The organism is Actinocatenispora sera (assembly GCF_018324685.1).
GTDB lineage: Bacteria > Actinomycetota > Actinomycetes > Mycobacteriales > Micromonosporaceae > Actinocatenispora > Actinocatenispora sera.
Genome location: NZ_AP023354.1, coordinates 814,212 through 839,503, shown reverse-complemented (window position 1 = coordinate 839,503; position 25,292 = coordinate 814,212). Strand labels below are relative to the sequence as shown.

Genomic DNA, 25,292 nt, shown 5'->3' with positions numbered 1-25,292 from the left:
GGGCTCACAGCTTGCGCAGCCGGACCCGCTCGACGGAGTGGTCGGGGCCCTTCTGCAGGACCAGGGTGGCGCGCGGCCGGGTGGGGCGGATGTTGTCGACCAGGTTCGGCTCGTTGATCGCCGACCAGATGCCGGTCGCGGTCTGTACCGCCTGCTCGTCGGACAGCGCCGCGAACCGGTGGAAGTACGAGGCGGGGTCGGCGAACGCGGTCTGCCGCAGCTTCAGGAACCGCTCCACGTACCAGCGGCGGATGTCGCCGGCGTGCGCGTCCACGTACAGGGAGAAGTCGAACAGGTCGGAGACGGCCAGCCGGGGCGCCGGCTGGAGCACGTTCAGCCCCTCGACGAGCAGGATGTCCGGCTGCCGGATCACGTTCCGCTCGCCCGGCACGATGTCGTACGTCAGGTGCGAGTACACCGGTGCGGCCACCTCGGCCTGGCCCGACTTGACGTCGGTGACGAACCGGACCAGCGCCCGCCGGTCGTAGCTTTCCGGGAACCCCTTGCGTTCCATCAGGCCGCGCCGCTTGAGCTCGGCGTTCGGCAGCAGGAAGCCGTCGGTGGTGATCAGGTCGACGCGCGGATGGTCGGGCCACTGGGCGAGCAGGGTGCGCAGCAGCCGGGCGATGGTCGACTTGCCGACCGCGACGCTGCCGGCGATGCCGATCACGAACGGCACCGGCGCGGGCGTCTCGCCGAGGAACACCCGGGTCGCTTCGTTGAGCCGCTGGCGCGCGGCGACCTGCAGGTTCAGCAGCCGGGACAGCGGCAGGTACACGTCGGCGACCTCGTCCAGCGAGACCACGTCGCCGAGGCCCTGCAGCCGGGACAGCTCGTCGGCGGTCAGCCGCATCGGGGTGGACCTGCGCAGCGTGCGCCATTGCGCGCGGCTCAGTTCCACGTAAGGGGTCAGGTGAGACACGCGAAACAGTGAACATCGTCGTTCCGGTGGTGCCGAGCCGGGGCTGCCTGCTGTGCGGTTTCCCCGCCGAAAGTCACATTTCGCACCCGCGGGATCACCGCCTGGCGACCCGCCTTCGCCCGACAAAAGGTAATTGCCTAACTACGATCGGTGCTCGTGGCCATCGTGACGCGGGCCGGCACCGCCGGACTCGGCCGGGCGACCGGGGTGCTGGCGCTCGGCAGCGCGGTGTCCCGGGCGACCGGCTTCCTGCGTACCGCCGCGCTGGCCGCTGCGATCGGCTTCGGCCTGGTCGGCGACGCGTACAACACCGCCAACCTGCTGCCCACGCTGATCTACGAGCTGCTGCTCGGCGGCCTGCTCAGCAGCGTGGTGGTGCCGCTGCTGGTACACGCGCGGCGCCGGGACGCCGACGGCGGCGACGCGTACACCCAGCGGCTGCTCACCCTGATCGTGGTCGGGGTGACCGCGGTGACGGCGCTCGCGGTCCTCGCCGCGCCGGCGCTGACCTGGCTGTACGGCATCCGCGACGATCCGGCGCAGGTCGCCCTGACCACCCTGCTGACCCGGATCATGCTGCTGGAGATCGTGTTCTACGCGCTGTACGGCGCGCTCGGTGCGGTGCTCAACAGCCGCGGCGTGTTCGGCCCGCCGGCCTGGTCGCCGGTGCTCAACAACCTCGTCGTGATCGGTACCTGCGTGGCGTTCGTACTGCTGAGCGGGGCCGGCGAGCTGACCCCGGCGGGCATGCCGGCCGGCGGCGCGTGGCTGCTCGGCATCGGTACCACGGTGGGCATCGCGGCGCAGGCGGTGGTGCTGCTGCCGGCGCTGCGGCGGGTCGGGCTGCGCTGGCGGTGGCGGTTCGACTGGCGCGGTGCGGGGCTGGCCGAGGCCGGCCGGCTCGGTGCCTGGGTACTCGTCGACGCGGCGATCAGCCAGGCCGGCTACCTGGTCATCACGTCGGCGGCGAACACCGCCGGGCGCGCGTCCGGCGTCGGCTCCACCGTGTACACCAACGCCCACCTGCTGCTGCAGATGCCGTACGGGATCATCGGCGTGGCGCTGCTGACCGCGCTGCTGCCGCGGATGAGCCGGGCCGCGGCCGCCGGCGACACGGCCGGGCTGCTCGCCGACCTGTCGCTGGGCAGCCGGCTCACCGCCGTCGCGCTGGTACCGGTCACCGCCGCGCTGATCGTGCTCGGGCCGGCGCTGTCCACGGTGGTCTTCGCCCGCGGCGCGGTGTCGCCGGCGTCCGCCCGCACCGTCGGTACGGTCCTCGCGGTGTCGGCGTTCGGGCTGGTCCCGATGGCGATCGGGACGCTGCAGCGGCAGGTCTGCTACGCGCTCAGGGACGCCCGCACGCCGGCCGGGATCAACGCGGCGATGGCGGCCGTTCTGGTCCCGGCGTGCCTGCTGGTGCCGCGGCTGCTGGCGCCGGGCCGGGTGGTCGCCGGCCTCGCGGTGGCGTACGGCGGGGTGCAGCTGGTCGGGCTGGTGCTGGGGCAGCTGTGGCTGCGGCACCGGTTCGGGCCGCTCGGGTTCGGCCGGGTGGGGCGCACCGTCGGCCGGCTGGTCCTGGTGTCCGGCGCCGGTGCGGGGACGGGCTGGGCGGCGGTGGCGGCGGTGACCGCGGTGGCCGGTCGCGGGGTACCGGGATCGCTGGCCGCCCTGCTCGCCGGCACCGCCGCCGGGCTCGTCGGGGGCTGGCTCGCCGGCCGGGTCGTGCACGTCCCGGAGGTACGGGCGATGTCCGGTCTGGTGCGTGCTCGACTCGCCGACCGACACGCCAGGTGACTACAAATTGAGATTATTTGGATACGTATTGTTACCTTCGTAGGCGTGCTCGTCTCGACCACGGAGGCACCGTCCATCGGGGCCCGGCCCACGGCCGGATCGTCCACAGCGGGATCGTCCACGGGGAGCAAGGCATGGGATCACCCAAGCAGGATCTGCGACCGGCACCCGGGCTGCGGCCGGCCCGCCGACGACGCCGGGCGGCGCCACCGGTACCCGGACCGGACGTCCCGGCCTACCGGTCGGCGGTCGCCGACCTGCTCGCCGAGCTGACGCGAGACCCCGCGCGGACACCCGCGATCCTCACCCGGCGGCTGGCCGAACCGGTGTACGCCGGCCTGCTCGCGGCCACGCCGCGCGGCCGCACCGCGGTACTCGGCGACCTGCTGCGCGCGGTCCGGGCGGTGCTGCGGCGGCCCGGCGGCGAGCCGGTACCGCTGGTCCGGGTGCAGCTGCTGGCCCAGATCGACGCGCTGTGGTGGGGCCGCTCGCCGGCGTACCCGTCCGGCGCCGAGCTGTGCGCCGCGGCCGACCTCGTCGACCTGGAGCCGCTGCGGCGCGCCGGCCGGCTCGGCTTCCGGTACCGCCGGCAGCCCACGCACCTGGTCGGCCGGGCGATCCGGTCCGCGCACCGGCGCGCCGTCCAGCGCGGCCTGTGGCCGGAGCGCTCGCCGCGTACCGCCGGCCTCCGGTACCCGCGAACCCGGCCGGAGGCGGTGGCGCTGCTCAACCAGGTCGCCCGCCGGTTCGCCGAGCGGGCCCCGGCCGGTACCCCGCCGCTGTGGGTGACCAGCCTGGCCCGCAGCACCCGGCACCAGGACCGGCTGACCCGGCTCGGGTACCCGACCATGCCGGCGTCCGCGCACTGCTCCGGCTACGCGGTCGACGTCGAACTCGCCTGGTACGCGCGCTACGGCGCCCGGCACGTGCTCGCCGCCGAGCTGCTGGCCCGGCAGGACGCCGGCCAGGTCAACGTGATCGACGAGGGCCAGGTCTGGCACGTGTGCCTCAGCCCGGCGGCGCTACCCGCGCTGCGCCGGGACTTCGACGCGGCGCTGGGCGGCTGACGTGTGCGGCATCGTGGTGACGGTCGGCGCCGGCGCCGACGAGACGACGTTTCGCCGGATGATCGGCGCGATCGAGCCGCGCGGCGAGACCACCGAACTGCTCCGGCACGACGACGTACTGGCCGGCACCCAGCGGCTGCACATCGTCGACCGGGAACGCGCCGTGCAGCCGTGGGTGTCGGCCGACGGCCGGTACCTGCTCTGCTACAACGGCGAGATCTTCAACCACCGCGAGCTGCACGCCGAGCTGGCGCGGCTCGGCCGGACGCTGCGCACCGAGTCCGACACCGAGGTCGTGCTGGAGGCGTTTCTCGCCTGGGGCGAGACCGCGGTGCACCGGCTGCGCGGCGAGTTCGCGTTCGCGATCGTCGAGCTGCCCACCCGGCGCACCTACCTGGCCCGCGACCCGCTCGGCGTCAAGCCGCTGTACTGGTCGGCCGAGGGCGGCCGGCTGCACGTCGGCTCCGAGGTGAAGGCGCTGGTGCCGGCCGGTGGCCGGATCACCGAGGTCGGCCCCGGCGAGCACGGTTGGGCCGCCCCGGGCGAGCCGCCGAAGCTCGCGCCGTACGTGGACCTGCTCGCCCTCGGCGCGGACGAGGCGCCGATCACCGATGCGGACGAGGCGGCCGCCGCCGTGCGGGAGACGTTGCGCGACAGCATCCGGGTACGGCTGGACACCGACCTCACCGTCGGCGTGGTGCTCTCCGGCGGGCTGGACAGCACGCTCACCCTGCTGCACGTCAAGCGGTGGCATCCGGACTGCGTCGCGTTCACCATCGGCGCACCCGGCAGCGAGGACCTCGACTACGCCCGCCGGGTCACCGCCGACCTCGGCGTGCCGCACGAGGTGATCGAGCTCGACCCGCGGCAGGTACGACTGGCCGAGATCCGGGAGGCGATCCGGATCGGCGAACTGACCGAGTACGGCGACATCATCAACGCGGTCGTGTCGGTGCCGCTGTTCCGCCGGATCCGGGATGCCGGGGTCAAGGTGGTGCTCACCGGCGACGGCTCGGACGAGCTGTTCGGCGGCTACGACATGTACCACCGGGTCGGCCCGGCGGCGGCCCGCCGGCTGTTCCTGCACAAGATCCGCAACCTGTGCCGGACCGAGCTGCAACGGGTGGACCGGGCCAGCATGGGCCAGGGCGTCGAGACCCGCATCCCGTTCCTGGACCTCGCGCTCGTGCGGCTCGCGATGCGGCTGCCGGTCGAGCTGAAGCGGCGGGACGGCCGGGAGAAGTGGATCGTCCGGCGGGCGTTCGCCGACGTGCTGCCCGAGTACGTGCTGCGCCGGCCGAAGAACCCGCTGTCCTACTCGTCCGGGCTGCACGAGCGGGCCCGGCTGTACAAGCCGCTGTTCCCCCGGCTGCACCGGTCCTTCGGCTACGAGGCGTACGAGCCGGTGCGCCGGGACTTCGACACCCTGCTCCAGCGGTACGACCACGACCTGGACGCCGCGGTCGCGGCCGGCGTCGCCCGGCACGACTACACGCTGCTGGAACGCGCCCGCGATCTGGCCGGCGCGGCCCGCCAAAACCTGGCGCCACCACGCCGCGCCGCCGCCCACTGACCGCCGCGCCGCCGCGCGCCGCCCGCCGTCGCGCCTCCGCGGCGCAGCGGCGCCGCTGCCGCTGGCCGCGCATCGTCCGTTGCGCACAGCTCGCCGCCGGTCGGCGCCCGCGGACGGCCCACGGAGCAGCCCGGGTACCGGTCGCACCGGGGCCGTTGCGGGCCGGCTGCCGGCCGGCCATGCTGCGGGTACCGCCTGCGTGTCGCGGCGGTACCACGGAAGGGGCGGTCGATGGTGCGCGAACTCAGCCTGGCCGAACAGGCGTCGCTGACCTCCGGCGCGGGGATGTGGGAGACCGTCGCGGTCCCCGGCGCGGTACCGGCGCTGACCGTATCGGACGGCCCGCACGGCATCCGCCGCCCGGACCCGGACTCTGCCGACGCGCTCGGGATCAGCGAGAGCATCCCCGCCACCTGCTTCCCGCCGGCGGTGACGCTCGGCTGCTCCTGGGATCCGGAGCTGGCCCGCCGGGTCGGCGCGGCGCTCGCGGTCGAGGCGCGCGCCCTCGGCGCCGGCGTGGTCCTCGGACCCGGCGTGAACATCAAGCGTTCCCCGCTGTGCGGCCGCAACTTCGAGTACTTCGCCGAGGACCCGTACCACGCGGGTGTGCTCGGCGCCGCGCTGGTCACCGGCATCCAGTCCGGCGGGGTGGGCGCCTGCGTCAAGCACTTCGCGGCGAACAACCAGGAGACCGACCGGCTGCGGGTCGACGCCGACGTGGACGAGCAGACGCTGCGCGAGATCTACCTCCCGGCGTTCGAACGGATCGTGCGGGAGGCCCGGCCGGCGGCGGTGATGTGTGCGTACAACAAGCTCAACGGCACGTACGCGAGCCAGCACCGGTGGCTGCTGACCGAACTGCTGCGCGACGAGTGGGGCTTCGACGGCGTGGTGGTGTCCGACTGGGGCGCGGTGAACGACCGGGTTGCGGCGCTGGCCGCCGGCCTCGACCTGGAGATGCCGCCGACCGGCACCGACGACCAGATCATCGAAGCTGTCCACAATGGACAGTTGAGCGCGGAGGCGGTGGCCACCGCGGCCGGCCGGGTCGCCGCCCTCGCCCACCGCTACGCGACCGACGCCGCGCCGGCCGGGACGCCGGTGGACGCGGCGCGTGCCGGGGCGGCCGGGTGGGACGTCGACGCGCACCACGCGCTGGCCGCCGAGGTGGCCCGCGCCGGCGCGGTGCTGCTGAAGAACGACGACGCGGTACTGCCGTTGGATCCGGCAGCGGCGCAACGGATCGCGGTGCTCGGCGAGCTTGCCCGGACGCCCCGCTACCAGGGCGGCGGCAGCTCGCACGTGACGCCGACGACGCTGGACGCCGCCTGGCCGGCACTGCGGCGACTCGCCGAGGAACGCACCGAGCTGACCTTCGCCGCCGGCTACCGCCTCGACGGTACGGCGGATGCCGAGCTGGCCGGCGCCGCCGTCACCACCGCGGCCGCGGCCGACGTCGCCGTGGTGTTCCTCGGCCTGCCGGAGGCCGCCGAGTCGGAGGGCGTCGACCGGACGAGCATCGACCTACCGGCCGATCAGCTCGACCTGCTGCGCCGGGTCACCGCCACGGGTACCCGGGTCGTCCTGGTGCTCGCCAGCGGCGGCGTGCTGTCGCCGGACGGGTGGTGGGACACCTCGGCGATCCTGGCGGGTTTCCTGCCCGGCCAGGCCGGCGGCACCGCGCTGGCCGAGCTGCTGTTCGGGGTGCACGCGCCGGCCGGCCGGCTCACCGAGACGATCCCGCTGCGGCTCGCCGACACCCCCTCGTACCTGCACTTCCCGGGCCGGGACGGGCACGTCCGGTACGGCGAGGGCCGCTACGTCGGCTACCGCTTCTTCGACACGGTCGAGCGCGAGGTGGCGTACCCGTTCGGGCACGGCCTGAGCTACACCACGTTCGACCACCGCGACCTGGTCGTGCGGGCCACCGGCGAGAACTGCTGGCAGATCGAGGTGACGGTGACCAACACCGGCGACCGGTTCGGCCACGAGGTCGCCCAGCTCTACCTCGCGTTCCCCGGTGACCGGCCGCGGCACGAACTGCGCGGCTTCGCCAAGGTGGGCCTCGCACCGGGCGAGTCGGCCCCGGTCCGGTTCGAGATCGGTCCGCGTGACCTCGCCGAATGGTCGGTACCGCGGGGCGACTGGCAGGTCACCGCGGGCCGGTTCACCGTCGAGATCGGCGCCTCGTCCCGGGACATCCGGCTGCGCGCCGAGCTGACCACGCCCGGCGACGGGTACGTCCCGCCGGTCGGGCCGATGTCCACCGTGACCGAGTGGCTGGCGCACCCGGTCGGCGGCCCGCTGCTCGCTGCCGCGCTCGCCCCGGCTCTCGACGGCCAGCCGCTCGACCCGGCGCTGGTCGCGCTGGCCCGCTCGCTGCCGCTGGTCAAGCTCGCGACGTTCCCGGTCGGCCTCACCCCGGCGAGGATCGCCGACCTCGTCGCGCAGGTCGACCGCGCCCAACCGGCTGAGGGCCGCTCACCCCGGCGAGGGTCGCCGATCTCGTCGGGCAGGTCGACCGCGCCGGCAACCGGCTGAGGGCCGCGGCCCGCGCGCTCACGCGGTGGCGACCGCGGACCAGAACGAGTCGAAGCCGTCCTGCGGGCCGGCCATGCCGCGCTGGGTGAGCAGCACGCCGACGAGCTCGCGGCTGGGGTCGACCCGGACCGTCGTGCCGGTACCGCCGGTCCAACCCCAGGCGCCCGGCGCCTGCCAGGGCTCCGCGGCGGCGATCTCCACGCCGGTACCCAGGCCCCAGGACAGGCCGGGGCCGAGGATCGGTACGCCCTGGTCGCGTTGCGCCGGGGTGATCGCCTCGGTGGTCATCGCCTCGACCGATGCCGCGGGCAGGATCGGCGCGCCGCCGTCGGCCAGCGCGGTGAAGCAGCGCAGCAGGTCCGGCGCGGTCGACACCAGTCCCGAGCTCAGCTCACGGAACGTCGGCTCGGCCGCGAACATGCCGTCCGGCGGGTCGAGGACGGTGAGCCCGTCCGGCCCCGGCAGGTACGCGGTGGCGAGCCGCGCCGGGTCGGTCGCCCGGAACCCGGTCGAGGCCAGCCCGAGCGGTCCGGTGATCCGGTCGGCGACCAGCCGGGCCAGGGACGTACCGGTGGCCCGCTCCAGCGCCACGCCGAGCAGATCCATGCTGGTGTCGTACAGCCAGCCGGCGCCGGGCTGGCACGCCGCCGGCAGCGCGCCGATCCGGGCCACGAACTCGTCCCCGGTCATCGGCGGCGTCAGCGGGCCCGGAGACACCTGCTGGCGCGCCATCTCGCGCTGCAGCGGGGTCGGCTCGAAGATCACGCCCCAACCACTGCGCATGGTGAGCAGGTCCCGCACGGTGATCTCCCGTACCGCCGGGACGGTGCTGGTCAGCGGCGCGTCCGGCGCGGTCAGTACCCGGTGGCCGGCGAGCTCGGGCAGCCACTCGGTGACCGGGTCGTCCAGCCCGAGCAGCCCCTCGTGTACCAGCCCGAGGGTGAGCGCGGCCCCGATCGGTTTGGTGACCGACGCGATGCGGAACTGGGTGTCCTCGGCCATCGGCGCGCTGTCCGGTTCGACCGCGGTCCGGCCGCCGGCATGCACCTCGACCTCCCCCGGAGCCGTACCGCCGCCACGTAGCCGGGCAGCCGCCCCGCCGTGACCTGCTCGTCCAGTAGCCGCCAGATCGCCGGAAAGTCCGGCTCGCGTGTCTGCATGTCAGGTCAGACGGCCCGGACCCGCCGCACTCATCGGTACGGCGCCGGGCAACGTGCGGGTCAGGGGCGCTCGTTCGCCAGGACGCTGCTGAACCGGCGGAGCAGCCGCAGGTAGGCGTACCCGCCGGCGCGCGGCGGGGCGAGCCGGGCGAGCAGCGCCAGCGGCGGCGGCACCGGCAGGTTGGTCCGCTCGGAGGCCGCCATCCGGGACACCAGCCGCACGTGCGGCACCCGCAGCCGCTCGTACCGGCGCAGCGCGCTCGCGGCATCGCCCCGGTCCCCGTGCAGCGCCCGGCGCAGCAGCCAGGCGTCCTCGAGCGCCTGGTTCGCGCCCTGCGCCTGGGACGGCGGGAACGCGTGCGCCGCGTCCCCGACCAGCGTCGTCGGCCCGGAACCCCAGCGGTCCGGTACCCGGTGCAGCACGTGCGGGTAGCGCCCGATGTCGGCATCGGTGATGCCGGCGAGCAGCTCCGGCACCGGCTCGGCGTACCCGGCGAAGAGCCGCCGCAGCCAGCCGACGGTGCCGGTACCGGCCGGCTCCGGCCCCGCGCCCCGGCGAACGTCGAACCACCACTGGGTACGGCCCTGCCCGGCCGGCATCATCCCGACCAGCCCGGCGGTACCGACGGCCAGCAGGCCGGTGCGACCGCCGGCGATGGACGACAGTACCTCGGTGAGCCCCTGCCAGGTGTCCCAGCCGACCTCGGCGGCCGGCTCCGGCGACAACACGCTGCACCGCACCGCGGACCGGTGCCCGTCGGCGCCCACCACCACGTCGTACCGGTCGGTGCCGGCGGCGGAGACCACCTCGGCGCCGTCCGGGTCGGTGCGCACCGACCCGACCGGCGCGTCGTACCGGATGGTGCCGGCGGGCAGGCCGGCGGTGAGGCGGTCGATCAGCTCGGCCCGCGGCATCGTCCGCACCTGCTGGCCGGTACGCCGCCAGAGCACGGTGAGGTCGGCCCGCATGATCCGCCGACCGCCGGCGTCGACCGACGCCAGCGTCTCGATCGGTGCCCCGAGCGGCGCACCGCCGACCGTGGCCGGTCCGCTCGGGGCAGCGCCCCCGGCCGGCGCCGAAGGGCCGGGCTCAGTAGCACTCGACGTCGATGTGCCGGGCGCGGCGGTGCGGCCCGGTGTCGACGTGCCGCGGGCGGCGGTGCGGCCCGGTGTCGACGTGCCGCGTACCGCGGTGCCGAGGTCGACGCCGAGGCCGGCGAGGGCGGCGGCGCCGTTGCTGAAGATCGTCACCGCGGCCCCGCTGCGGGTGGGGCCGGCGGCGCGTTCCAGCACCCGGACCCGGTGGCCGTCGGCGAGCAGCCCGTGTGCCAGGGCGAGGCCGCCGATGCCGGCGCCCACCACGCAGATGTCCATGATCGATTCCATTCACTACGATCGTTGTATATCGATGGTGCCATACGCTGGGCGGGTGCCACCACCCAACGCCGCCCGCCGCCGCGTGCTGGCGACCGCGGCGACCGAACTCGTCGTCGCGCAGGGGTTGCACGGACTCACCCACCGCTCGGTCGACCGGCAGGCCGGCGTGCCAACCGGTACCACCTCCAACTACTTCCCCAGCCGGGACGCGCTGCTCGTCGCCGTCGCCGAGCAACTGGTCGAGCGCCACCATGAGGACATGCACAGCCAGACCGAGCAGTCCCGCGCCGGCCGGCGGCGGCGCGGCACGCTCGCCGAGGCGGTCGACCTGATCGCCGGCTCGCTGTTCCACGCGGCCACCGCCGAACGCGACCGCTACCTCGCGCTCTTCGAACTGCAGGGCGAGCTGCGCCGCCGGCCCGAACTCGCCGACACGCTCGGCGCGCTGGTGGCCCGGGCCGCCCGGGACACGGCTGCCTACCACCGGGAGTACGAGCTGCCGATCCCGCCGGCCGCGGTCCCCACCCTGCAGGCGCTGTACGGCGGGGCGCTGCTCGCGCTGTTGTCCGTGCCGCCGGACCGGGTCACCCGGGACGCGGCCGGCGCGTACGCGGCCGCGATGATCCACGGCGTCCGCGCCTGACCCGGCGCCGCCGCCAAGCCTCGGGGCTCGCTCAGCGGGGCGAGCAGCGGGAGCCGTCGGGACCGGCGGGCTCCGTCTCGGCCGTCCGGCTCGCCGCGTACCGGGCCATGGTGCCGGGATGGGCCCACGGCGAGTAGCGGGGTACCCAGTGGATCAACGCCGCCGCGGCGGCCAGCCCGACCGCGCCCATCGTCACGATGCCGCCGGCGAGGCTGCCCAGCGCGGCGACCGCGGACACCACCAGCGGCCCGCCCGCGTTGCCGGAGTCCGCGCACAACCGCCAGATCCCGAGGAACTGGGAGCGCGCCCCCGGCGGCGCCACGTCGGCACCGAGCGTCATCAGGATGCCGCTGCCGATCCCGTTGCCGAACCCCATCGCCATCGCCACCAGGGTCAACGCCAGCACGCCGTGCGTCAGCGGCAGCGCGGCCTCGCTCAACCCCAGGATCAGCATCGACGGCACCGCGACCGGCAGCCGGCCGAACCGGTCCATCACCCGGCCGGACGGATAGAACAGCAGCATGTCGACCGCGCCGGCGATGCCGAACACCAGGCTGGTGGTCGAGGCGTCGAGCCCGATGTGGTCGGCCCACAGCGGAAGCACCGTCTGCCGGGTCGCCCGTACCGCACTGACCATCAGTACCGCCATGCCCAGCGTGGCGAACACCTGACGGTGCGAGGCCAGTACTGCTCGGGTCGTGGTCGGCGCAGCCCTCCGCTCGGGTGTCGCGCCGGACACATCGCGCACCAGCAGCACCACCAGCCCGGCGGCCACCGTCGCCACCAACCCGACCCAGTACGCGTCCCGCGCCGGCGCGCCGCCGTGCAGCACCGCGGCGCCGACGAACGGGCCGAAGAACGCACCGATCCGGGCCGTACCGCCGAGGGTGGACAGCGCCCGGGCGCGCAGCCGGGCCGGGATCGCCTCGGTCAGGTACGACTGCCGGGCCAGGTTGAACACCGAGTTGGTCATGCCGGTTGCGGCGACGCAGGGGATCAGGACGAGCACGTCGCGGGCGAGCAGGCAGCCGGTCAGCGTGACGACCGCGACCCCCGACGCGACCAGCATCGCCTTCCGGTCGCCGAGCCGGGCGGCGAGGATCCCGGCCGGTACGTCGCCGGCGATCTGGCCGAGCCCGAGCAGTGCCAGTACCAGGGCGGCGACGCCGAACGAGCCGCCGAGCTCGCGGGCGTTGAGCGCCACGATGGGGGTGATCGCGCCCTGCCCGGTCTCGAACAGCAGTGTGGGCAGGAACACCGCGGGCGCGATGCGCCACAGCGTCACGGGTCTGGTCATCTCGTGGTCACCCTGCTCCGGGCGCCGCGGCGGGGCCAGGGGCGGTGGCGCAGCTGTGCGCTACGCCACGGGTCGTTCGGGGGTCACGTTGATCCTGAGCCGTTCGGCCCGTAATCTTCCCGTTCGTCGGGAGGGTGGCTGCGGGGGCGGCCACGAGGGCCAACCGACGCGAAGGCCGAGGATACCGGCGCGTAGCGAGGCCTAGCAAGATCAACTTATGTACGATACTGGCGATATCCGAGAGAGAGGTCGGAATCGGGCGCGTTCGAGTCCTGGCGGAGCGGACGCTCGGCGGCCGGCTGCGGCCCGAGGGGAGGGCGCGTCCCGCGTTCGCTTCCCGACCCCTGGCCATGCCCGGCGAGTGGGCGCGTCGCACAGGCGGTCCGATCCTGGCCGTCGAAGGGCTGACAGGGTGTGGCGCGAACAACCTGTCCGTGAGTAGGGTGCGGGCTTCGTCCGAATTGAACGGGGCCGTGCGCACCTCACCACGGAATCAGCATGATGTCCGTTACCGGCCGTGTTGTGGAGCATCGTGAAGAAGCAATCTCAAGATACGGGAACGACGCCGCGTATCAAGGATCCGAAGCAGCCCGTATCCATCAAGTCTCGCTTCACCCGGGTCGGACTCATTCCCAGCATCGCGCTGGTGATCACGTGGGCGATCGTGGCTGGCTACTTCGTCTTCACCGGTGTCTACACCCGGCAGGTCGCCAAGAGCGTGCAGGAGGTCTCGGTCCCCGCCCTGGCCGGCCTGTCCTCGCTGCAGAAGGAACGCTCGCTGAGCATGGCGCAGCTGGCCGAGCCGGGCAGCACCCAGGCGTTGCGGGCCCAGCGGCAGCAGACCGACGCCAACGTCGAGAAGATGCAGAAGACGGCGGCCGAGGTGATGGGCCTCGCGCCGGCCAGCATCAAGTCGAAGCTGGCCGCGCTGAACAGCGACCTGGACAAGCTGTCGGGCATCCGCCGCCGGATCGACGACCGGACGGTGACCGCCAAGGAGGCGTTCAGCTCGTACAACACGATGCTCGACGCCGCCAACGCGCTGTTCAACGCGCAGGCGCGGATCGTCACCGAGACCGACACCATCCAGGGCGCCATCGCCGCGACCGAGCTGTTCCACGTCGCCGACCTGCAGTCGCGCGCCGGATCGATCGTCACCGGCGCGTTCGCCGCGCACCGGCTCACCGCCGACGACCTGCAGCGGTTCCACACCCTGGTCGGCGCCTACCACGACGAGCTGCAGGACGCCACACCGCTGCGCCCGGCCGTACGGCAGCAGTTCGACGACCTGGTGCACGGGTCGGCCTGGGCCGACGTCACCGCCGCCGAGCAGCAGCTGGTGCGGCACGGCACCTGGTCCGGCACCGTACCGAACGGGCTGGGCATCGACGCCGGCCAGTGGCAGCGGTCCTCGACCAAGATCTCCGACGCGCTGCTGTCGATGACCACCACGCAGGCCACGCAGGTGTCCGCCGAGTACCTCACCGTCGGCAACAACAAGCTGCTGTTCGCCATCGTCGGCAGCCTGCTCGCCCTGCTGGTCGTCATCGCCGTGTGGCTCGCGATCCGCCGGTCCCGGCGGCTGGTCGACGGTGCGATGAAGGCCGGCCTGGACGCGATCGCGGCGGAGTCGAAGGCGATCGCGGCCACGCTGCCCGAGGCGTTGAACCGGATCGGACGCGGCGAGCAGGCCGACATGACCTCGCTGTTGCCCGCGGACGCCGGAGGGACGGCCGATGACCACGCGGTCGGTGCGGTCGAACTCGGCGCGATCCAGCAGGCGGTACGCGAGACCAGCCGCACCGCGATCGAGGCGGCCACCGGCGAGGCCCTCGCCCGCAAGAACAGCCGGCAGAACCTGGTACTCGCGGCCCGCCGGTCGCAACGCTGGTTGGCCACCCTCGCGGTCGGGCTGCGCGAGCTGGAGAACGCCGAGCAGGACGACCCGGACAAGCTGGAGAAGGTCTACGCGCTGCAGCACAAGATCACCACGCTGCGCGGCGACAACGACAACCTGATCATCCTCGGCGGCGGCGACCTCGGCCGGTCCCGGCGTACCGCGGAGTGGATCGACGACGTGCTCGGCGCGGCCAAGGCGCAGTGCGAGCAGTTCCAGCGGGTGCGGATCGAGGCGGGCCCGAAGGTGAAGGTCAGCGCCAGCGCGGTGCTGCCGATCAGCCACCTGCTCGCCCAGTTGCTGAACAACGCGGTCTCCTTCTCACACCCGCCGACGCAGGTACTGATGACCTCCTCGACGGTGGCGTCCGGGCTCGTCGTGGAGATCGAGGACCGCGGTATCGGGATGTCCACCGAGGAACGCGAACGCGCGAACGCGCTGATCCGCGAGGCACCGGAACTCGTCTCCGCGGAGAACGTCCAGAAGCTCGGCCTCCTGGTGGTCGCCGCCGTCGCGCAGCGGTTCAACATCCGGGTCGAGCTGAAGGACTCCGCCTACGGCGGCATCAAGGCGATCGTGCTGATCCGCAACGACCTGCTGGACCGCGCCGGCTCGGAGCACACCGGTGAGCTCGGCGCCGGCCGCCGGCGCCGGCCCGAACCGCCGGCCGGGCCGATGCCGTCGCGCGCCGAGCCGACGCCGATCCCGGTACGCGCCGAGCCGGGTCCGATGCCGTCGCGCGCCGGGGCGGGGCCGATGCCCTGGGCCGAGGACGGTTCGCGGCGCGAACCGGCGTGGGGCGGGGCTCCCGCCGGACCGCAGCCGGTCGCCCGACCCACGCCACCGTCGCCCCGACCCGAACCCGCGCCGCGCCCGGCGCCGGTCCCGCAGCCGGAGCCCGCGCTGCGCGCCGACCCGGCCGGGTCCGATCTGCCGCCGCGGCACGGGCCGGCGCCGCGGACGGAGCGGGCCGAGCTGTCCGACAACACGATCCAGTTCCCGGCGATCGACCCGCTCGCCGGCGACGACACGGGCCGTACGTTCGGCCCGACGCCGACGCCGACGCCGACGCCGACGCCGACGCCGACGCCGACGCCGACGCGGCGCCCGGGGCCGGGCGCCGTAGAGCCCGAGCGCCCGGACCCGGGTGGCTCCGGCGCGGACGACGCCGAGACGAGGCTGCCACGACGGGTCTCGACCGTCCCGAGTCGAGCCGGTGCCGACCGCGGTGCGTACGGGCCGAGCGGCGTCGAGGAGAGCGCGCCGCCACGGCCCCGCCCGTACCCGAGCGCGCCGCCCCGCGAGCGGCACGACGAGCCGGAGGTACCGGTGCTCAACGAGGCCGCGCCGGCAGCCGCACCGAGCGGCCAGTCGACCACCGCGGGCCTGCCCGTCCGGGTCCGCCAGGCCAGCCTCGCGCCGGGGCTGCGCCGGCCCCGGGCCGAGTCGGCCGAACCGGCCCAGGCCGCACCGACACACACCGCGGACCAGGCCAGGCTCCGGTTCGCCGCGTTCCAGCAGGGCATGAGGGCGGGACGCGAGGCCAACCAGAAGTCCGCAGACACGGTCTCAGAGAACGGGAACAGCGATGGCTGACGTCATGAATCCGCACCTGGTGCACCTGCTGGATCGGCTCGTCGAGGACGTCGAGGGGGTCTGCGCCGCGGTGGTGTCGACCGACGGCCTGATCATCCAGCGGTCCAGCGGCCTGTCCAAGAACGCCGGCGACCAGCTCGCCGCGCAGTGCTCCGGGCTGGCCAGCCTGTCCCGCGCGATCACCCAGTCCGAGTACGTCGACGGCGGGCCGGTGCAGCAGACGATGATCGAGATGCAGGACCGGATCCTGTTCATCATCTCCGCCGGGCAGAACGCCTGCCTGGTGCTGCTCACCCCGGCCGAGGACGTCAACCTCGGCAACGTGGCGTTCTCCATGACCCGGATCGTGGCCCAGGTCGGTCGGCACCTGAGCGCCGAGCAGCGGGTCGTGACCGGCTACGCACCGAGCTCGTGACCGAAGGCAGGTCGTGATGGAAAACGCCGACGAGCAGTGGGTGGACGAGTCCGCCGCACCGCTGTTCGACAACTACTCGCGGATCGGTGGTCGGGCCCGGGCCCGGCACACCCTGAGCCTCGACACCCAGGTACGCGCGGCCGGCACGTTCGACCGGACCGCGCTGCAGGTCGAGCATGCGCAGATCCTCGAGCTGCTGGCGAACCGCTGGCTGTCGGTCGCCGAGATCGCCGCGCACCTGCACACCACGATGAACGTGATCCGGGTGCACCTGAGCGACCTGCTGGAGGAGCGGCTGGTGGCGATCGGCGCGCCGGCCAACCGCCGCACCCGGCCGAGCCGGGAAGACCTGCAGAAGGTCATCAATCACCTCCGAGCGATGTGAAGGGACGGGGCGTGGGTCCGCAGTCGGTCAAGGTGATCGTGGCTGGTGGCTTCGGTACCGGGAAGACGACGTTGGTCGGCGCGGTGTCCGAGATCTCGCCGCTGACCACCGAGGAGGTACTGACGCAGATCGGCGAGGGTGTCGACGACACGGCCGGGATCGAGTCGAAGACCACCACCACGGTGGCGCTGGACTTCGGTCGCCGCACCATCGCCGACGACCTCGTGCTCTACCTGTTCGGTACCCCGGGGCAGGACCGGTTCTGGTTCATGTGGGACGAGCTGTCCCGCGGTGCCACCGGCGCGATGATCCTGGTCGACCCGCGGCGGCTGGACACGAGCTTCCCGGCCATCGACTACTTCGAGGCGCGGGACCTGCCGTTCGTGGTGGCGGTCAACCTGTTCCACGGGCGGCGCCGGCACACCCTGGCCGAGGTGCGGGAGGCGTTGCAGCTCGAGGACTCCTCGGTACCGCTGATCGAGTTCGACGCCCGCGACGCCGCGTCGTGCCGGTCGGCCCTCGTCACGCTGGTCGAACACGCGATGGCGCGCCTCCCCGCGGTCACCGTCGGCTGACCGCGCGCCCGGGGCCGGCTCAGTCCGGAAGCCGGTGCGGACGCGGGTCGGTGGCCTGCTCGTCGCAGCCGGAGGGCGGGTGCTCCGGTGGAGGCTTCGGGCCACCGCCGCGCGCCACCAGCGCCGCGTTGAGCTGCGGCAGATCGGTTGGCCGGGTCGGCGACAGGCCGGTCAGCTGGGTGATCCGGCGCAGCCGGTAGTCGACCGTGTTCGGGTGCACGTGCAGCGCGGCCGCCGTGGCCCGCCGGTTCAGCTCGTGCCGCAGGAACGTGTCCAGCGTGTGCAGCAGGTCCGGCTTGTGGTCCAGCGGCGCGAGCAGCTCGGCGAGGCCCGGCAGCGCGTCCGACGGCCGGCTCAACTGGTAGTCCAGCAACACGTCGGCCAGCCGGTACAGGCCGGGGCGGCGGCCGGTGCGGCGCACCAGCGCGACGATCTCCGCGGTCTGCGCGACCGCCGCCGGTACCTGTGGCGGCGGTACCACGGCGGCCGCTGCGGTGATCGCGCAGCCGGCGGCGTCCGCTGCCCGGCCGACCAGGTCGGTCAGCGTGGGCCACGGCGGCGGTACCCCGGCCGGTACCAGGGCGGTGCCGCCGGACGAGTCCAGGGCGGTCAGCGTCGGCTCACCGGCGAACCGGTCCAGCACCGCCCGTACCCGGCGGACCTTGCGGCGAGCGGCGACGCCGGCGACCGCGCCGCCGCCGACCTCGTCCGGGTGCGGCGCGAGCGTCAGGTGCAGCACCACGTACCGGGGTGCCGGGCGCGGCCCGTTGTGGTGCGCGAACTTGTCCAGCGCCTCGCCGGCCACCAGCGCGGTCAGCAGCGCGTGCCGGCCGCCGTGCTCCTCGCTGCCCAGGATCTGCCGTACCTCCAGGTAGGCGGCGCTGACCGCGGACAGCACCCGACGCTCGAACGCCAGCACCTGGCCGGCGGTGGCGAGCACGTCCGGCAGGTCGGCCGGCCCGGCGCCGGCGGTGAGTTCGGACCACGCCATCGCCACGCCGATCTGGTAGGCGGACAGGATCGCGTCCAGCGGTACGCCCTCCTCCGCGCGCTGCGCCGCCGAGTCGCGCTGCGCGGCCAGCTGCTCGTCGGTGACCGGCTGCCGGCGCTGCAGCACGTCGGCGAAGGTGCGCAGGTTGTGCCCGACGATGTCGGCGATGTCGCCGCCGACCTCCTCGGTCGGCAGCTGCGCGTACACCGGGAGTTCGATGACCAGGCGGGCCAGTACCTGCCGGGTCAGCACCGGGATCTGCTCGCGCAGCAGGGCCGCGACGCACCGGCCGCCGATCCTCAGCGGGGGCTGCGTCGCGCCGAGGTTGTGATCCGTCACAGAATCCCCCATCGAAATCTGCGCTTCGATCCACTTACCTGGGCGACGTCGGCTCTGCATTATGTCGTTTGACCCCAGTTCGCCGCCGCCCCGCAGCGTCCCCGGCATTCCCCTCCCCACCCGCGGGTCCGGCGCCGTCGCCGATCGAGCGCGAGGTGTGTCCCCATGCAGCTGCAGTCAGCCCAGCCAAGGATCGTCGCCGCCGTGGCGGGATGCGTTGCCGCCGCCGCGGCGGTACTGGTCGGCGCCGCGCCGGCCGCCGCCGCGCCCGCACCGCACTACGTGGCCCTGGGCGACTCGATGGCCTCCGGGCCGCTGATTCCCGACATCACCGGGCCGGTCGCCTGCGGCCGGTCCACCAGGAACTACGCGCACCTGCTCGCCAGCCGGCTCGGGGCGGCGTCGTTCACCGACGTCACCTGCTCCGGCGCCGACACCGGCGACCTGACCTCGCCACAGAAGCTGTCGCTGGCCGGGATCGACATGGGTACCACGCCGGCCCAGTTCGACGCGCTGCGCTCGGACACCACCCTGGTCACGCTCACCGTCGGCGGCAACGACACCGGCCTGGTCGGCGTCGCGCAGAACTGCATGCAGCTCGACCCGACCGCCGATCCGTGCAAGGACTCGTACACCGCGGGTGGGGTGGACCAGATCGCGCAGCGGATCGCCGCGTTCGCGCCGAAGCTCGCGACCGCACTGGACACCATCCACCAGCGCTCGCCGCAGGCACGCGTCGTCGTCACCGGGTACGGGCTGTACATCAAGCACGGTGGCTGCTGGCCGGTGCAGCCGATCCTGAACGTGGACGCCGACTGGCTGCAGGGCGAGGTCCACCTGCTGAACCAGACGATCGCCGCGCAGGCCGCCGCGCACGCCGCGGAGTACGTCGACGTGGAGACGCCGGGGGTCGGCCACGATGCCTGCCAGTCGCCGTCCCAGCGCTGGCTGGAGGGCTACGTGCCGACGAACCTGGCCGCGCCGCTGCACCCCAACGCGCGCGGCGAGGCTGCCTACGCGGGCATCATCGGCGACCAGCTGGAAGACGCGTCCGATGCGTGAGCCAAGCGCGACGGGCGCCGGGCACCCGGACCGGCGCCGCCCGCTGCGCACCGGTTCCGGGTCGCGCCGTGACGCGACGCCCGGAAGTACGATGCGCCGAATGCTGCGCGGCGGCCTCGGGTCGCGTCGCGCGTCGACCACGGGGCGCTCGCCACATCGGTTGCTGCGCAGCGGTTCCGGGCTCCGGCGACTGCTGGCCGGGACGGTCGCGGTGGTCGCCGCGGTCGGCGTGCTGAGCGCGCCGGCCGCGGCGCATCCGGCGCCGGCGCGGCCCGGCGGCTGCGATCCGTTGGTCGGCAGCGAGTGCCTGCTGCCGTTCCCGAACGACTGGTTCACCCGGCCCGATCGGCACAGCGCGACCGGGCGGCGGGTGGCGTTCACCTCGGCCGTACTGCCGGCCAACGCGCTCGGCGTGCCGGTCGACCCGACCGCCTGGAACCGCAGCGACGGGTTCTCCCCGGGGCAGGCGCTGCTGGTTCAGGTGCCGAACGTGAACCTGCCGGCATCCGGTGCCGCGCCGATCACCGACATCGGCGCGTCGCTCGCGCCGGACGCACCGATCGTGCTGCTGGACACCGACACCGGCCGCCGCTGGCCGTACTGGGCGGAGCTGGATGCGAACGCCACCAGCGCGGACCGGCAGGCGCTGCTGATCCGTCCAGCCCGGGACTTCACCGAGGGGCACCACTACGCGGTCGCGCTGCGAAACCTGCGCGACGCGTCCGGTGCGACACTGGCCGCACCGGTGGCGTACGCGAGCATCGCCGGGCACCGGCTGCCCCGGCACGACCCGCTGTGGGCCCGGCAGCGCGAACTCGCGCCCTCGCTCGCCGCGCTGCGCCGGGCCGGCGTCGACACCGTACGGGCGTACCTGGTGTGGGACTTCACCGTCGCAAGTGGACGGAACCTGACCGGTGAGCTGGACCGGATTCGGGACGACGCGTTCCGCCGGCTGCGCGGTCGGGCGCCGAGCTACCACGTCGACGCGGTCACAAACTTCACCGCCGAGCAGGACGCCCGGATCGCCCGCGAGGTGATCGGCACGGTGTACGTGCCGAGCTACCTGTCGCTGCCCGGCGGCCCGGCCGGGTCCCGGTTCGCCCGCGACGCGCGCGGCCGCCCGGTGCACCTGCCGGGCAACACGCAGCTCGCGCGGTTCCGGTGCGAGATACCGAGAGCCGCGTTCGAGCACCCGTCCCGACCGGCGCTGTACGGGCACGGGCTGCTCGGCAGCCGCAACGAGGTCGGCGCCGGCAACGTCAAGGCGATGGCGGCCGAGCACGACGTGACGTTCTGCGCCACCGACTGGGTCGGGATGGCGTCCGACGACGTGCTCAACGTGATCGCGTCGCTCACCACGATCGGCCAGTTCCCGTCCATCCCGGACCGGCTGCAGCAGGGCATCCTCGACGCGCTGTTCCTGGGCCGGGATCTGGTGCACGACAAGGGTTTCCGGGCCGACACGGCGTTCCGTACCGAGGACGGCAGGCCGCTGCTCGACGCGGGCAAGCAGCTGGTGTACGACGGGAACAGTCAGGGCGGCATCGTCGGCGGCGCGGTCATCGCCAGCTCGCCGGACATCCACCGCGGCGTGCTCGGCGTGACCGGGATGAACTACAGCCTGCTGCTCAACCGCAGCGCCGACTTCACCCAGTTCCAGCCGATCCTGGACGCGTCGTACCCGGACAAGCTGCGCCAACAGGTCGTCCTCGGCCTGCTCCAGATGGTCTGGGACAGAGCCGAAACGCAGGGGTACGCGCAGACGCTCGCACGCTCGGGGCGCGAGGTGCTGATGCATGTCGCGTACGGCGACCACCAGGTGGCGAACGTCGCCGCCGACGTGGAGGCGCGTACCCTCGGCGCCCGCGTCGCCGCGCCCACCGTGACCCCGGGCCGCAGCCCGGATCGGGTCCCGTACTGGGGGATCCGGCCCGTTTCGTTGCCCTATCACGGATCCACCATGGTGGTGTGGGACTCCGGTACGCCGTCGCCGCCCACCACCGACACCGCGCCGACCGGCGCCGCCTACGGGCACGACCCGCACGAGGATCCGCGCAACTCGGCGGCGGCCCGCGAGCAGAAGGCGACGTTCTTCGACACCGGCACCGTGGTCGACGTCTGCGGCGGCCGGCCCTGCACCGCCGATCCGGCATGACCGGCGATCCAGCGAGCACCGCCGATCCGGCATGACCCGCGATCCAGCGAGCACCGCCGATACGGCGTGCCCCGCGAATCCGGTCTGACCCGCGACGGAGAATCGATGCGAGCACTTCGATGGCGTACCAGCCTGGGGGCGGTCGCGTTCGACGAGGTCGATGGGCTGTATCCCAGCTTCGACGACTACCTGCACGACGGACTCGACCTGTCCGACGCGACCATCACCGCCCTGCGCGCCAGATTCCTGTACTGAGCGCGGAACCCGGCGCCGTTCCCGGTGGGAGCGGCGCCGTGGTGCCTCAGGTGAAGATGGAGACGCCACCGGGGCCGACGAGCAGCCCGACGATGATCAGCACGATGCCCCAGAGGATCCGCCGCTTCAGCAACGAGACCACCCCGGCGACGACCAGAATGACGGCCAGAATCCACAACAGGAATGTCAGCATGTATCGATGGTGCCCGATGTGGCCGCTCGCGAAACCCGATCACTCCTCCGGTACCCGGGGGCCGGGTTCGGTGAGCCCGGCCAGCAGGTCGCCGTCGCTGTCCATTCGGGACAGGGCCGCCGCCGGGCCCCCGGTGACCGGCCGGCCGGCCTCGACCTCGGCCCAGTGCAGCGGCAGCGACACCATCGGTGCCGCGCCGGCGCGCAGCGAGTACGGCGCGACCGTGGTCTTGGCCGCGTTGTTCTGGCTCCAGTCGATGAACACCTTGCCCGGTCGCAGCGACCGGGTCATCCGGTCCACCACCCGGTCCGGGTCGTGCTGCGCGAGCCGGTGTGCCAGCCGCTTCGCGTACCCGGACACCACCGGCGCCGGCTGCGTCGACGCGATCGGGCACAGCAGCTGCATCCCCTTGCGCCCGCTGGTCTTCGGGTACGCGGTGATGCCGTCGGCGGCGAGTTCCTCGCGCAGCGCCAGGGCGACCGCGAAGCATTCGGTCAACCCGGCCGGCGGCCCCGGGTCGAGGTCGAACACGATCAGGTCCGGCGGCTGCGCGGCATCGTCGCCGTCGACCCGCCACTGGGGAACGTGCAGCTCCAGCGCGGCCAGGTTCGCCAGCCACACCAGGGTGGCGAGCTCGTCCACCACCACGAAGTCGACGGTCTCCCGGTCCATCGTGGAGCCCGGGACCGGAAGCGTCACGGTCCGCACCCAGTCCGGGGTGTGCGACGGCGCGTTCTTCTCGAAGAACGACCCGGCCGCCGCGCCGTTCGGGTACCGCTTGCGGGTCAGCGGCCGGCCGGCGAGATGCGGCAGGAGCACCGGCGCGATCCGCGTGTAGTAGTCGATCATCTCGCCCTTGGTCAGGTCCGGGAACATCGGTTTGTCCAGATTGGACAGCGACAGTTCCCGCTCGCCCACCCGTACCCTCACGCGTTCGGTTGCCACGGAACCTCCCGGTCGGTGCGGATGCGGTTCAGCCGGGGGAAGCGGAGCCGCCCGTCGGTGGTCCGGTTCCCGTACGTCACCTCTACCACGATCGCCGGCGTCACCCAGTGCGCGCCGCGCGCGTCCTCGGCCGGTACCGGATCGGCGAACGGCGACGCGTCCGCCGCCAGCGGCGCCAGCAGATCCAGCAACTGCCGCTCCTTCGCCGCGGAGATGCCGCCACCGACCCGGCCCCGGTAGCGCAGCCCGCCCCCGTCGTACTCGCCCACCAGCAGTGCGCCGATCGTCCGCGCGCCCGGCCGGTACCCGCCGACGACCAGGTCGTCGTTGTGCACCCGCTTCACCTTGACCCAGTCGGCCGAGCGCCGGCCGGGCCGGTACTCGCTGTCGCGCCGCTTCGCGACCACGCCCTCCAGGCCGTTCTCCTCGGCCGCGGCCCAGGTGGCCGCACCGTCGTCGAACACCGGGGGGACCAGCCAGTGCGGCCCGTCGGCGACCCGCTTGCGCAGCGCGGCCCGGCGCACCCGGTACGGCTCGGCGGTCAGGTCGGCGCCGTCGGCCCGGAGCAGGTCGAAGATCAGGTACGTGACGGGCAGCCGGGCGGCGAGCGCCGCGGCCCGGTGCGCGTCGCGGACGTGCATCCGCTCGGCCAGCGCCGCGAACGACGGCCCGGCCGGCCCGAGTACCGCCACCTCGCCGTCGACGACCATCTCGCCGGGCAGCGCGGCCAGGCCGGCGAGTTCCGGGTACGCCACCGTGACGTCCGCGCCGCTGCGGGCGAACAGCCGCAGCCGACCCCCGGAGATCTCGGCGATCGCGCGAATCCCGTCCCATTTGAACTCGTACGACCAGCCGGGTCCGGTTGGCAGCTCTCCCGCGACCGCGAGCATCGGCCGGTACCCACCCGCCATCGGCTCACCCTAACGGGCCGGTAGCGCCCGTCAGGCCGTCCCGCACCAACCCGCAGCGTGGCCGGCGCCGAACCCGATGGAAGGGCCGGGGCGCCCGCTGGGCAGACAACCGCGCTGCTGGCAGGCAGGATGGAGGGGAACGCCGAACCCACCGCGAGGGAGGCGGGCATGCGAGCGATCTGGAAGGGTGCCGTGTCGTTCGGCCTGGTTTCCATCGCCATCAAGCTGTATGCCGCAACCGAAGAGAAGACGATCCGGTTCCACCAGGTCCATGCCACCGACGGCGGCCGGATCCGGTACAAGCGGGTCTGCTCCATCGACGGCGAGGAGGTCGGCTACGACCAGATCGCCAAGGGGTACGACATCGGCGGCGGCGAGGAGGTCGTGCTCACCGACGACGACTTCGCCGACCTGCCGCTGCCCACCTCGCACGCGATCGACGTGCTGGAGTTCGTCCCGTCCGAGCAGGTCGACCCGATCCTGTACGGCAAGTCGTACTACCTGGAGCCGGACGGCGCCGCGACCAAGCCCTACGTACTGCTGCGCGACGCGCTGGAAGACTCGGAGCGGGTGGCGATCGTCAAGATCGCGCTGCGCCAGCGCGAGCAGCTCGCGACCCTGCGGGTACGCGACGGGGTGCTGGTGATGCACACGATGCTGTGGCCGGACGAGGTGCGCAAGGCCGGGTTCGACTTCCTCGACGAGGACGTTTCGGTGCGCCCCCAGGAACTGTCCATGGCCACCTCGCTGATCGACTCGATGACCGCCGACTTCGAACCGGACGAGTACACCGACGACTACCGCGAGGCGCTGCAGGAGGTCATCGACGCCAAGATCGCCGGCCGGCAGGTCACCCAGCAGCCGGCCGAGGAGGAGGCGCCGTCGAACACGATCGACCTGATGGCGGCGCTGCGGGCGTCCGTCGACCGGGCCAAGACCAAGCGCGGCGAGGCGCCGGCGAAGGCACCGGCGAAGAAGGCCGCGGCCAAGAAGGCGGCTAAGAAGGCGGCGCCGCGCAAGCGGGCCGCGAAGAAATCTGCAACTTCCAGTACGAAGCGTAAGACCGCCTGATCGGGGCACCTTCCTGGTATTCCAGATCTTTCTCCTCTCCCGGGGTTAGCTTGACCTCGAAGGTGACTGTCTGTGCCGGCCGGGCCGTGTGGGGTACGGCGCGGTCCAGGCCCGGGCCGAATGGGGGA

Annotated in this window: 21 protein-coding genes; 13 read left to right on the top strand and 8 right to left on the bottom strand. The window is 73.5% G+C overall.

Annotated features, from left to right (window positions below):
* Positions 1 to 4 precede the first annotated feature (4 nt).
* On the bottom strand, positions 5 to 922 hold the full coding sequence (coaA, locus tag Asera_RS03825; protein WP_211255808.1) for a type I pantothenate kinase: 918 nt from the start codon (positions 920 to 922) through the stop codon (positions 5 to 7).
* Positions 923 to 1,078: 156 nt separating this feature from the next.
* Between coaA and murJ the strand changes: the two genes are divergently transcribed.
* The 4 genes from murJ (at position 1,079) to Asera_RS03805 (ending at position 7,897) form a co-directional block, all read left to right on the top strand.
* Positions 1,079 to 2,716 carry a murein biosynthesis integral membrane protein MurJ gene (gene murJ / locus Asera_RS03820; protein ID WP_051803051.1) on the top strand — a complete coding sequence of 546 codons (1,638 nt, stop codon included), beginning with the start codon at positions 1,079 to 1,081 and terminating at the stop codon, positions 2,714 to 2,716.
* 134 nt (positions 2,717 to 2,850) lie between these two features.
* Entirely contained in the window at positions 2,851 to 3,783 is a 933-nt protein-coding gene (locus Asera_RS03815) for a DUF5715 family protein (protein WP_030449678.1), read from the top strand.
* Position 3,784: 1 nt separating this feature from the next.
* Positions 3,785 to 5,356, top strand: coding sequence for an asparagine synthetase B family protein (locus Asera_RS03810; protein WP_030449679.1), 1,572 nt, complete (start codon positions 3,785 to 3,787; stop codon positions 5,354 to 5,356).
* 231 nt (positions 5,357 to 5,587) lie between these two features.
* Positions 5,588 to 7,897 carry a glycoside hydrolase family 3 C-terminal domain-containing protein gene (locus Asera_RS03805; RefSeq protein ID WP_051803052.1) on the top strand — a complete coding sequence of 770 codons (2,310 nt, stop codon included), beginning with the start codon at positions 5,588 to 5,590 and terminating at the stop codon, positions 7,895 to 7,897.
* Between the two features lie 18 nt (positions 7,898 to 7,915).
* On the opposite strand, the gene Asera_RS03800 is transcribed toward Asera_RS03805, so the two are convergent.
* Both Asera_RS03800 and Asera_RS03795 read right to left on the bottom strand, forming a co-directional pair.
* Positions 7,916 to 9,025, bottom strand: a complete 1,110-nt coding sequence (locus Asera_RS03800) for a serine hydrolase domain-containing protein (RefSeq protein ID WP_342344438.1) — start codon at positions 9,023 to 9,025, stop codon at positions 7,916 to 7,918.
* Between the two features lie 92 nt (positions 9,026 to 9,117).
* Positions 9,118 to 10,443 carry an FAD-dependent oxidoreductase gene (locus Asera_RS03795; RefSeq protein WP_051803053.1) on the bottom strand — a complete coding sequence of 442 codons (1,326 nt, stop codon included), beginning with the start codon at positions 10,441 to 10,443 and terminating at the stop codon, positions 9,118 to 9,120.
* Positions 10,444 to 10,486: 43 nt separating this feature from the next.
* On the opposite strand from Asera_RS03795, the gene Asera_RS03790 reads away from it, so the two are divergent.
* The gene (locus Asera_RS03790) at positions 10,487 to 11,077 is read left to right on the top strand and encodes a TetR/AcrR family transcriptional regulator (protein ID WP_030449683.1); all 591 of its coding nucleotides are present in this window, start codon (positions 10,487 to 10,489) and stop codon (positions 11,075 to 11,077) included.
* Positions 11,078 to 11,108: 31 nt separating this feature from the next.
* On the opposite strand, the gene Asera_RS03785 is transcribed toward Asera_RS03790, so the two are convergent.
* The gene (locus Asera_RS03785; RefSeq protein ID WP_084132848.1) at positions 11,109 to 12,374 is read right to left on the bottom strand and encodes an MFS transporter; all 1,266 of its coding nucleotides are present in this window, start codon (positions 12,372 to 12,374) and stop codon (positions 11,109 to 11,111) included.
* A 646-nt stretch (positions 12,375 to 13,020) separates the two neighbouring features.
* Between Asera_RS03785 and Asera_RS03780 the strand changes: the two genes are divergently transcribed.
* From Asera_RS03780 to Asera_RS03765, 4 genes are read left to right on the top strand one after another with little or no spacing between them, the layout of a single operon-like run.
* Positions 13,021 to 15,867 carry a sensor histidine kinase gene (locus Asera_RS03780; protein WP_030449685.1) on the top strand — a complete coding sequence of 949 codons (2,847 nt, stop codon included), beginning with the start codon at positions 13,021 to 13,023 and terminating at the stop codon, positions 15,865 to 15,867.
* The gene (locus Asera_RS03775) at positions 15,860 to 16,282 is read left to right on the top strand and encodes a roadblock/LC7 domain-containing protein (RefSeq protein ID WP_030449686.1); all 423 of its coding nucleotides are present in this window, start codon (positions 15,860 to 15,862) and stop codon (positions 16,280 to 16,282) included. Before Asera_RS03780 ends, Asera_RS03775 begins: the two co-directional genes overlap by 8 nt.
* A 16-nt stretch (positions 16,283 to 16,298) precedes the next feature.
* On the top strand, positions 16,299 to 16,667 hold the full coding sequence (locus Asera_RS03770; protein ID WP_030449687.1) for a DUF742 domain-containing protein: 369 nt from the start codon (positions 16,299 to 16,301) through the stop codon (positions 16,665 to 16,667).
* A gap of 11 nt (positions 16,668 to 16,678) precedes the next feature.
* Positions 16,679 to 17,242, top strand: a complete 564-nt coding sequence (locus Asera_RS03765) for a GTP-binding protein (RefSeq protein ID WP_035298740.1) — start codon at positions 16,679 to 16,681, stop codon at positions 17,240 to 17,242.
* Positions 17,243 to 17,261: 19 nt separating this feature from the next.
* Here Asera_RS03765 and Asera_RS03760 read toward each other — a convergent pair whose 3' ends face one another.
* Entirely contained in the window at positions 17,262 to 18,572 is a 1,311-nt protein-coding gene (locus Asera_RS03760; RefSeq protein WP_211255809.1) for a PucR family transcriptional regulator, read from the bottom strand.
* A 165-nt stretch (positions 18,573 to 18,737) separates the two neighbouring features.
* Here Asera_RS03760 and Asera_RS03755 point away from each other — a divergent pair, with 165 nt between their 5' ends.
* The 3 genes from Asera_RS03755 to Asera_RS03745 all read left to right on the top strand — a co-directional run bounded on the left by Asera_RS03755 (position 18,738) and on the right by Asera_RS03745 (position 22,044).
* Complete coding sequence (locus tag Asera_RS03755; RefSeq protein ID WP_051803056.1) at positions 18,738 to 19,634, top strand: SGNH/GDSL hydrolase family protein; 897 nt, start codon at positions 18,738 to 18,740, stop codon at positions 19,632 to 19,634.
* 100 nt (positions 19,635 to 19,734) lie between these two features.
* A complete protein-coding gene (locus Asera_RS03750; RefSeq protein ID WP_244843723.1) occupies positions 19,735 to 21,789 on the top strand; it encodes a hypothetical protein in 2,055 nt (684 codons plus the stop codon).
* A 105-nt stretch (positions 21,790 to 21,894) separates the two neighbouring features.
* A complete protein-coding gene (locus Asera_RS03745; protein WP_157035195.1) occupies positions 21,895 to 22,044 on the top strand; it encodes a tyrosine-protein phosphatase in 150 nt (49 codons plus the stop codon).
* A 46-nt stretch (positions 22,045 to 22,090) separates the two neighbouring features.
* Here the strand turns inward: Asera_RS03745 and Asera_RS03740 are convergent, their stop codons facing one another.
* Genes Asera_RS03740 through ligD (Asera_RS03730) form a run of 3 tightly spaced genes read right to left on the bottom strand, consistent with a single transcriptional unit; the run spans position 22,091 to position 24,093 of the window.
* Positions 22,091 to 22,234, bottom strand: coding sequence for a GPGG-motif small membrane protein (locus tag Asera_RS03740; RefSeq protein ID WP_244844148.1), 144 nt, complete (start codon positions 22,232 to 22,234; stop codon positions 22,091 to 22,093).
* Positions 22,235 to 22,276: 42 nt separating this feature from the next.
* On the bottom strand, positions 22,277 to 23,182 hold the full coding sequence (gene ligD / locus Asera_RS03735; RefSeq protein WP_030449692.1) for a non-homologous end-joining DNA ligase: 906 nt from the start codon (positions 23,180 to 23,182) through the stop codon (positions 22,277 to 22,279).
* Positions 23,164 to 24,093, bottom strand: coding sequence for a non-homologous end-joining DNA ligase (ligD, locus tag Asera_RS03730; protein ID WP_030449693.1), 930 nt, complete (start codon positions 24,091 to 24,093; stop codon positions 23,164 to 23,166). Before ligD (Asera_RS03730) ends, ligD (Asera_RS03735) begins: the two co-directional genes overlap by 19 nt.
* A 168-nt stretch (positions 24,094 to 24,261) precedes the next feature.
* On the opposite strand from ligD (Asera_RS03730), the gene ku reads away from it, so the two are divergent.
* The gene (gene ku / locus Asera_RS03725) at positions 24,262 to 25,164 is read left to right on the top strand and encodes a non-homologous end joining protein Ku (protein WP_030449694.1); all 903 of its coding nucleotides are present in this window, start codon (positions 24,262 to 24,264) and stop codon (positions 25,162 to 25,164) included.
* Positions 25,165 to 25,292: the final 128 nt, after the last annotated feature.

Excerpts from the sequence above, each read along its gene's own strand:
- Asera_RS03805 (WP_051803052.1), top strand. The coding sequence starts at position 5,588 with ATGGTGCGCGAACTCAGCCTGGCCGAACAGGCGTCGCTGACCTCCGGC.
- ligD (WP_030449693.1), bottom strand. The coding sequence starts at position 24,093 with ATGGCGGGTGGGTACCGGCCGATGCTCGCGGTCGCGGGAGAGCTGCCA.
- Asera_RS03785 (WP_084132848.1), bottom strand. The coding sequence starts at position 12,374 with ATGACCAGACCCGTGACGCTGTGGCGCATCGCGCCCGCGGTGTTCCTG.
- Asera_RS03795 (WP_051803053.1), bottom strand. The coding sequence starts at position 10,443 with ATGGAATCGATCATGGACATCTGCGTGGTGGGCGCCGGCATCGGCGGC.
- Asera_RS03755 (WP_051803056.1), top strand. The coding sequence starts at position 18,738 with ATGCAGCTGCAGTCAGCCCAGCCAAGGATCGTCGCCGCCGTGGCGGGA.
- Asera_RS03815 (WP_030449678.1), top strand. The coding sequence starts at position 2,851 with ATGGGATCACCCAAGCAGGATCTGCGACCGGCACCCGGGCTGCGGCCG.
- ku (WP_030449694.1), top strand. The coding sequence starts at position 24,262 with ATGCGAGCGATCTGGAAGGGTGCCGTGTCGTTCGGCCTGGTTTCCATC.
- Asera_RS03770 (WP_030449687.1), top strand. The coding sequence starts at position 16,299 with ATGGAAAACGCCGACGAGCAGTGGGTGGACGAGTCCGCCGCACCGCTG.
- Asera_RS03775 (WP_030449686.1), top strand. The coding sequence starts at position 15,860 with ATGGCTGACGTCATGAATCCGCACCTGGTGCACCTGCTGGATCGGCTC.
- Asera_RS03745 (WP_157035195.1), top strand. The coding sequence starts at position 21,895 with ATGCGAGCACTTCGATGGCGTACCAGCCTGGGGGCGGTCGCGTTCGAC.
- Asera_RS03750 (WP_244843723.1), top strand. The coding sequence starts at position 19,735 with ATGCTGCGCGGCGGCCTCGGGTCGCGTCGCGCGTCGACCACGGGGCGC.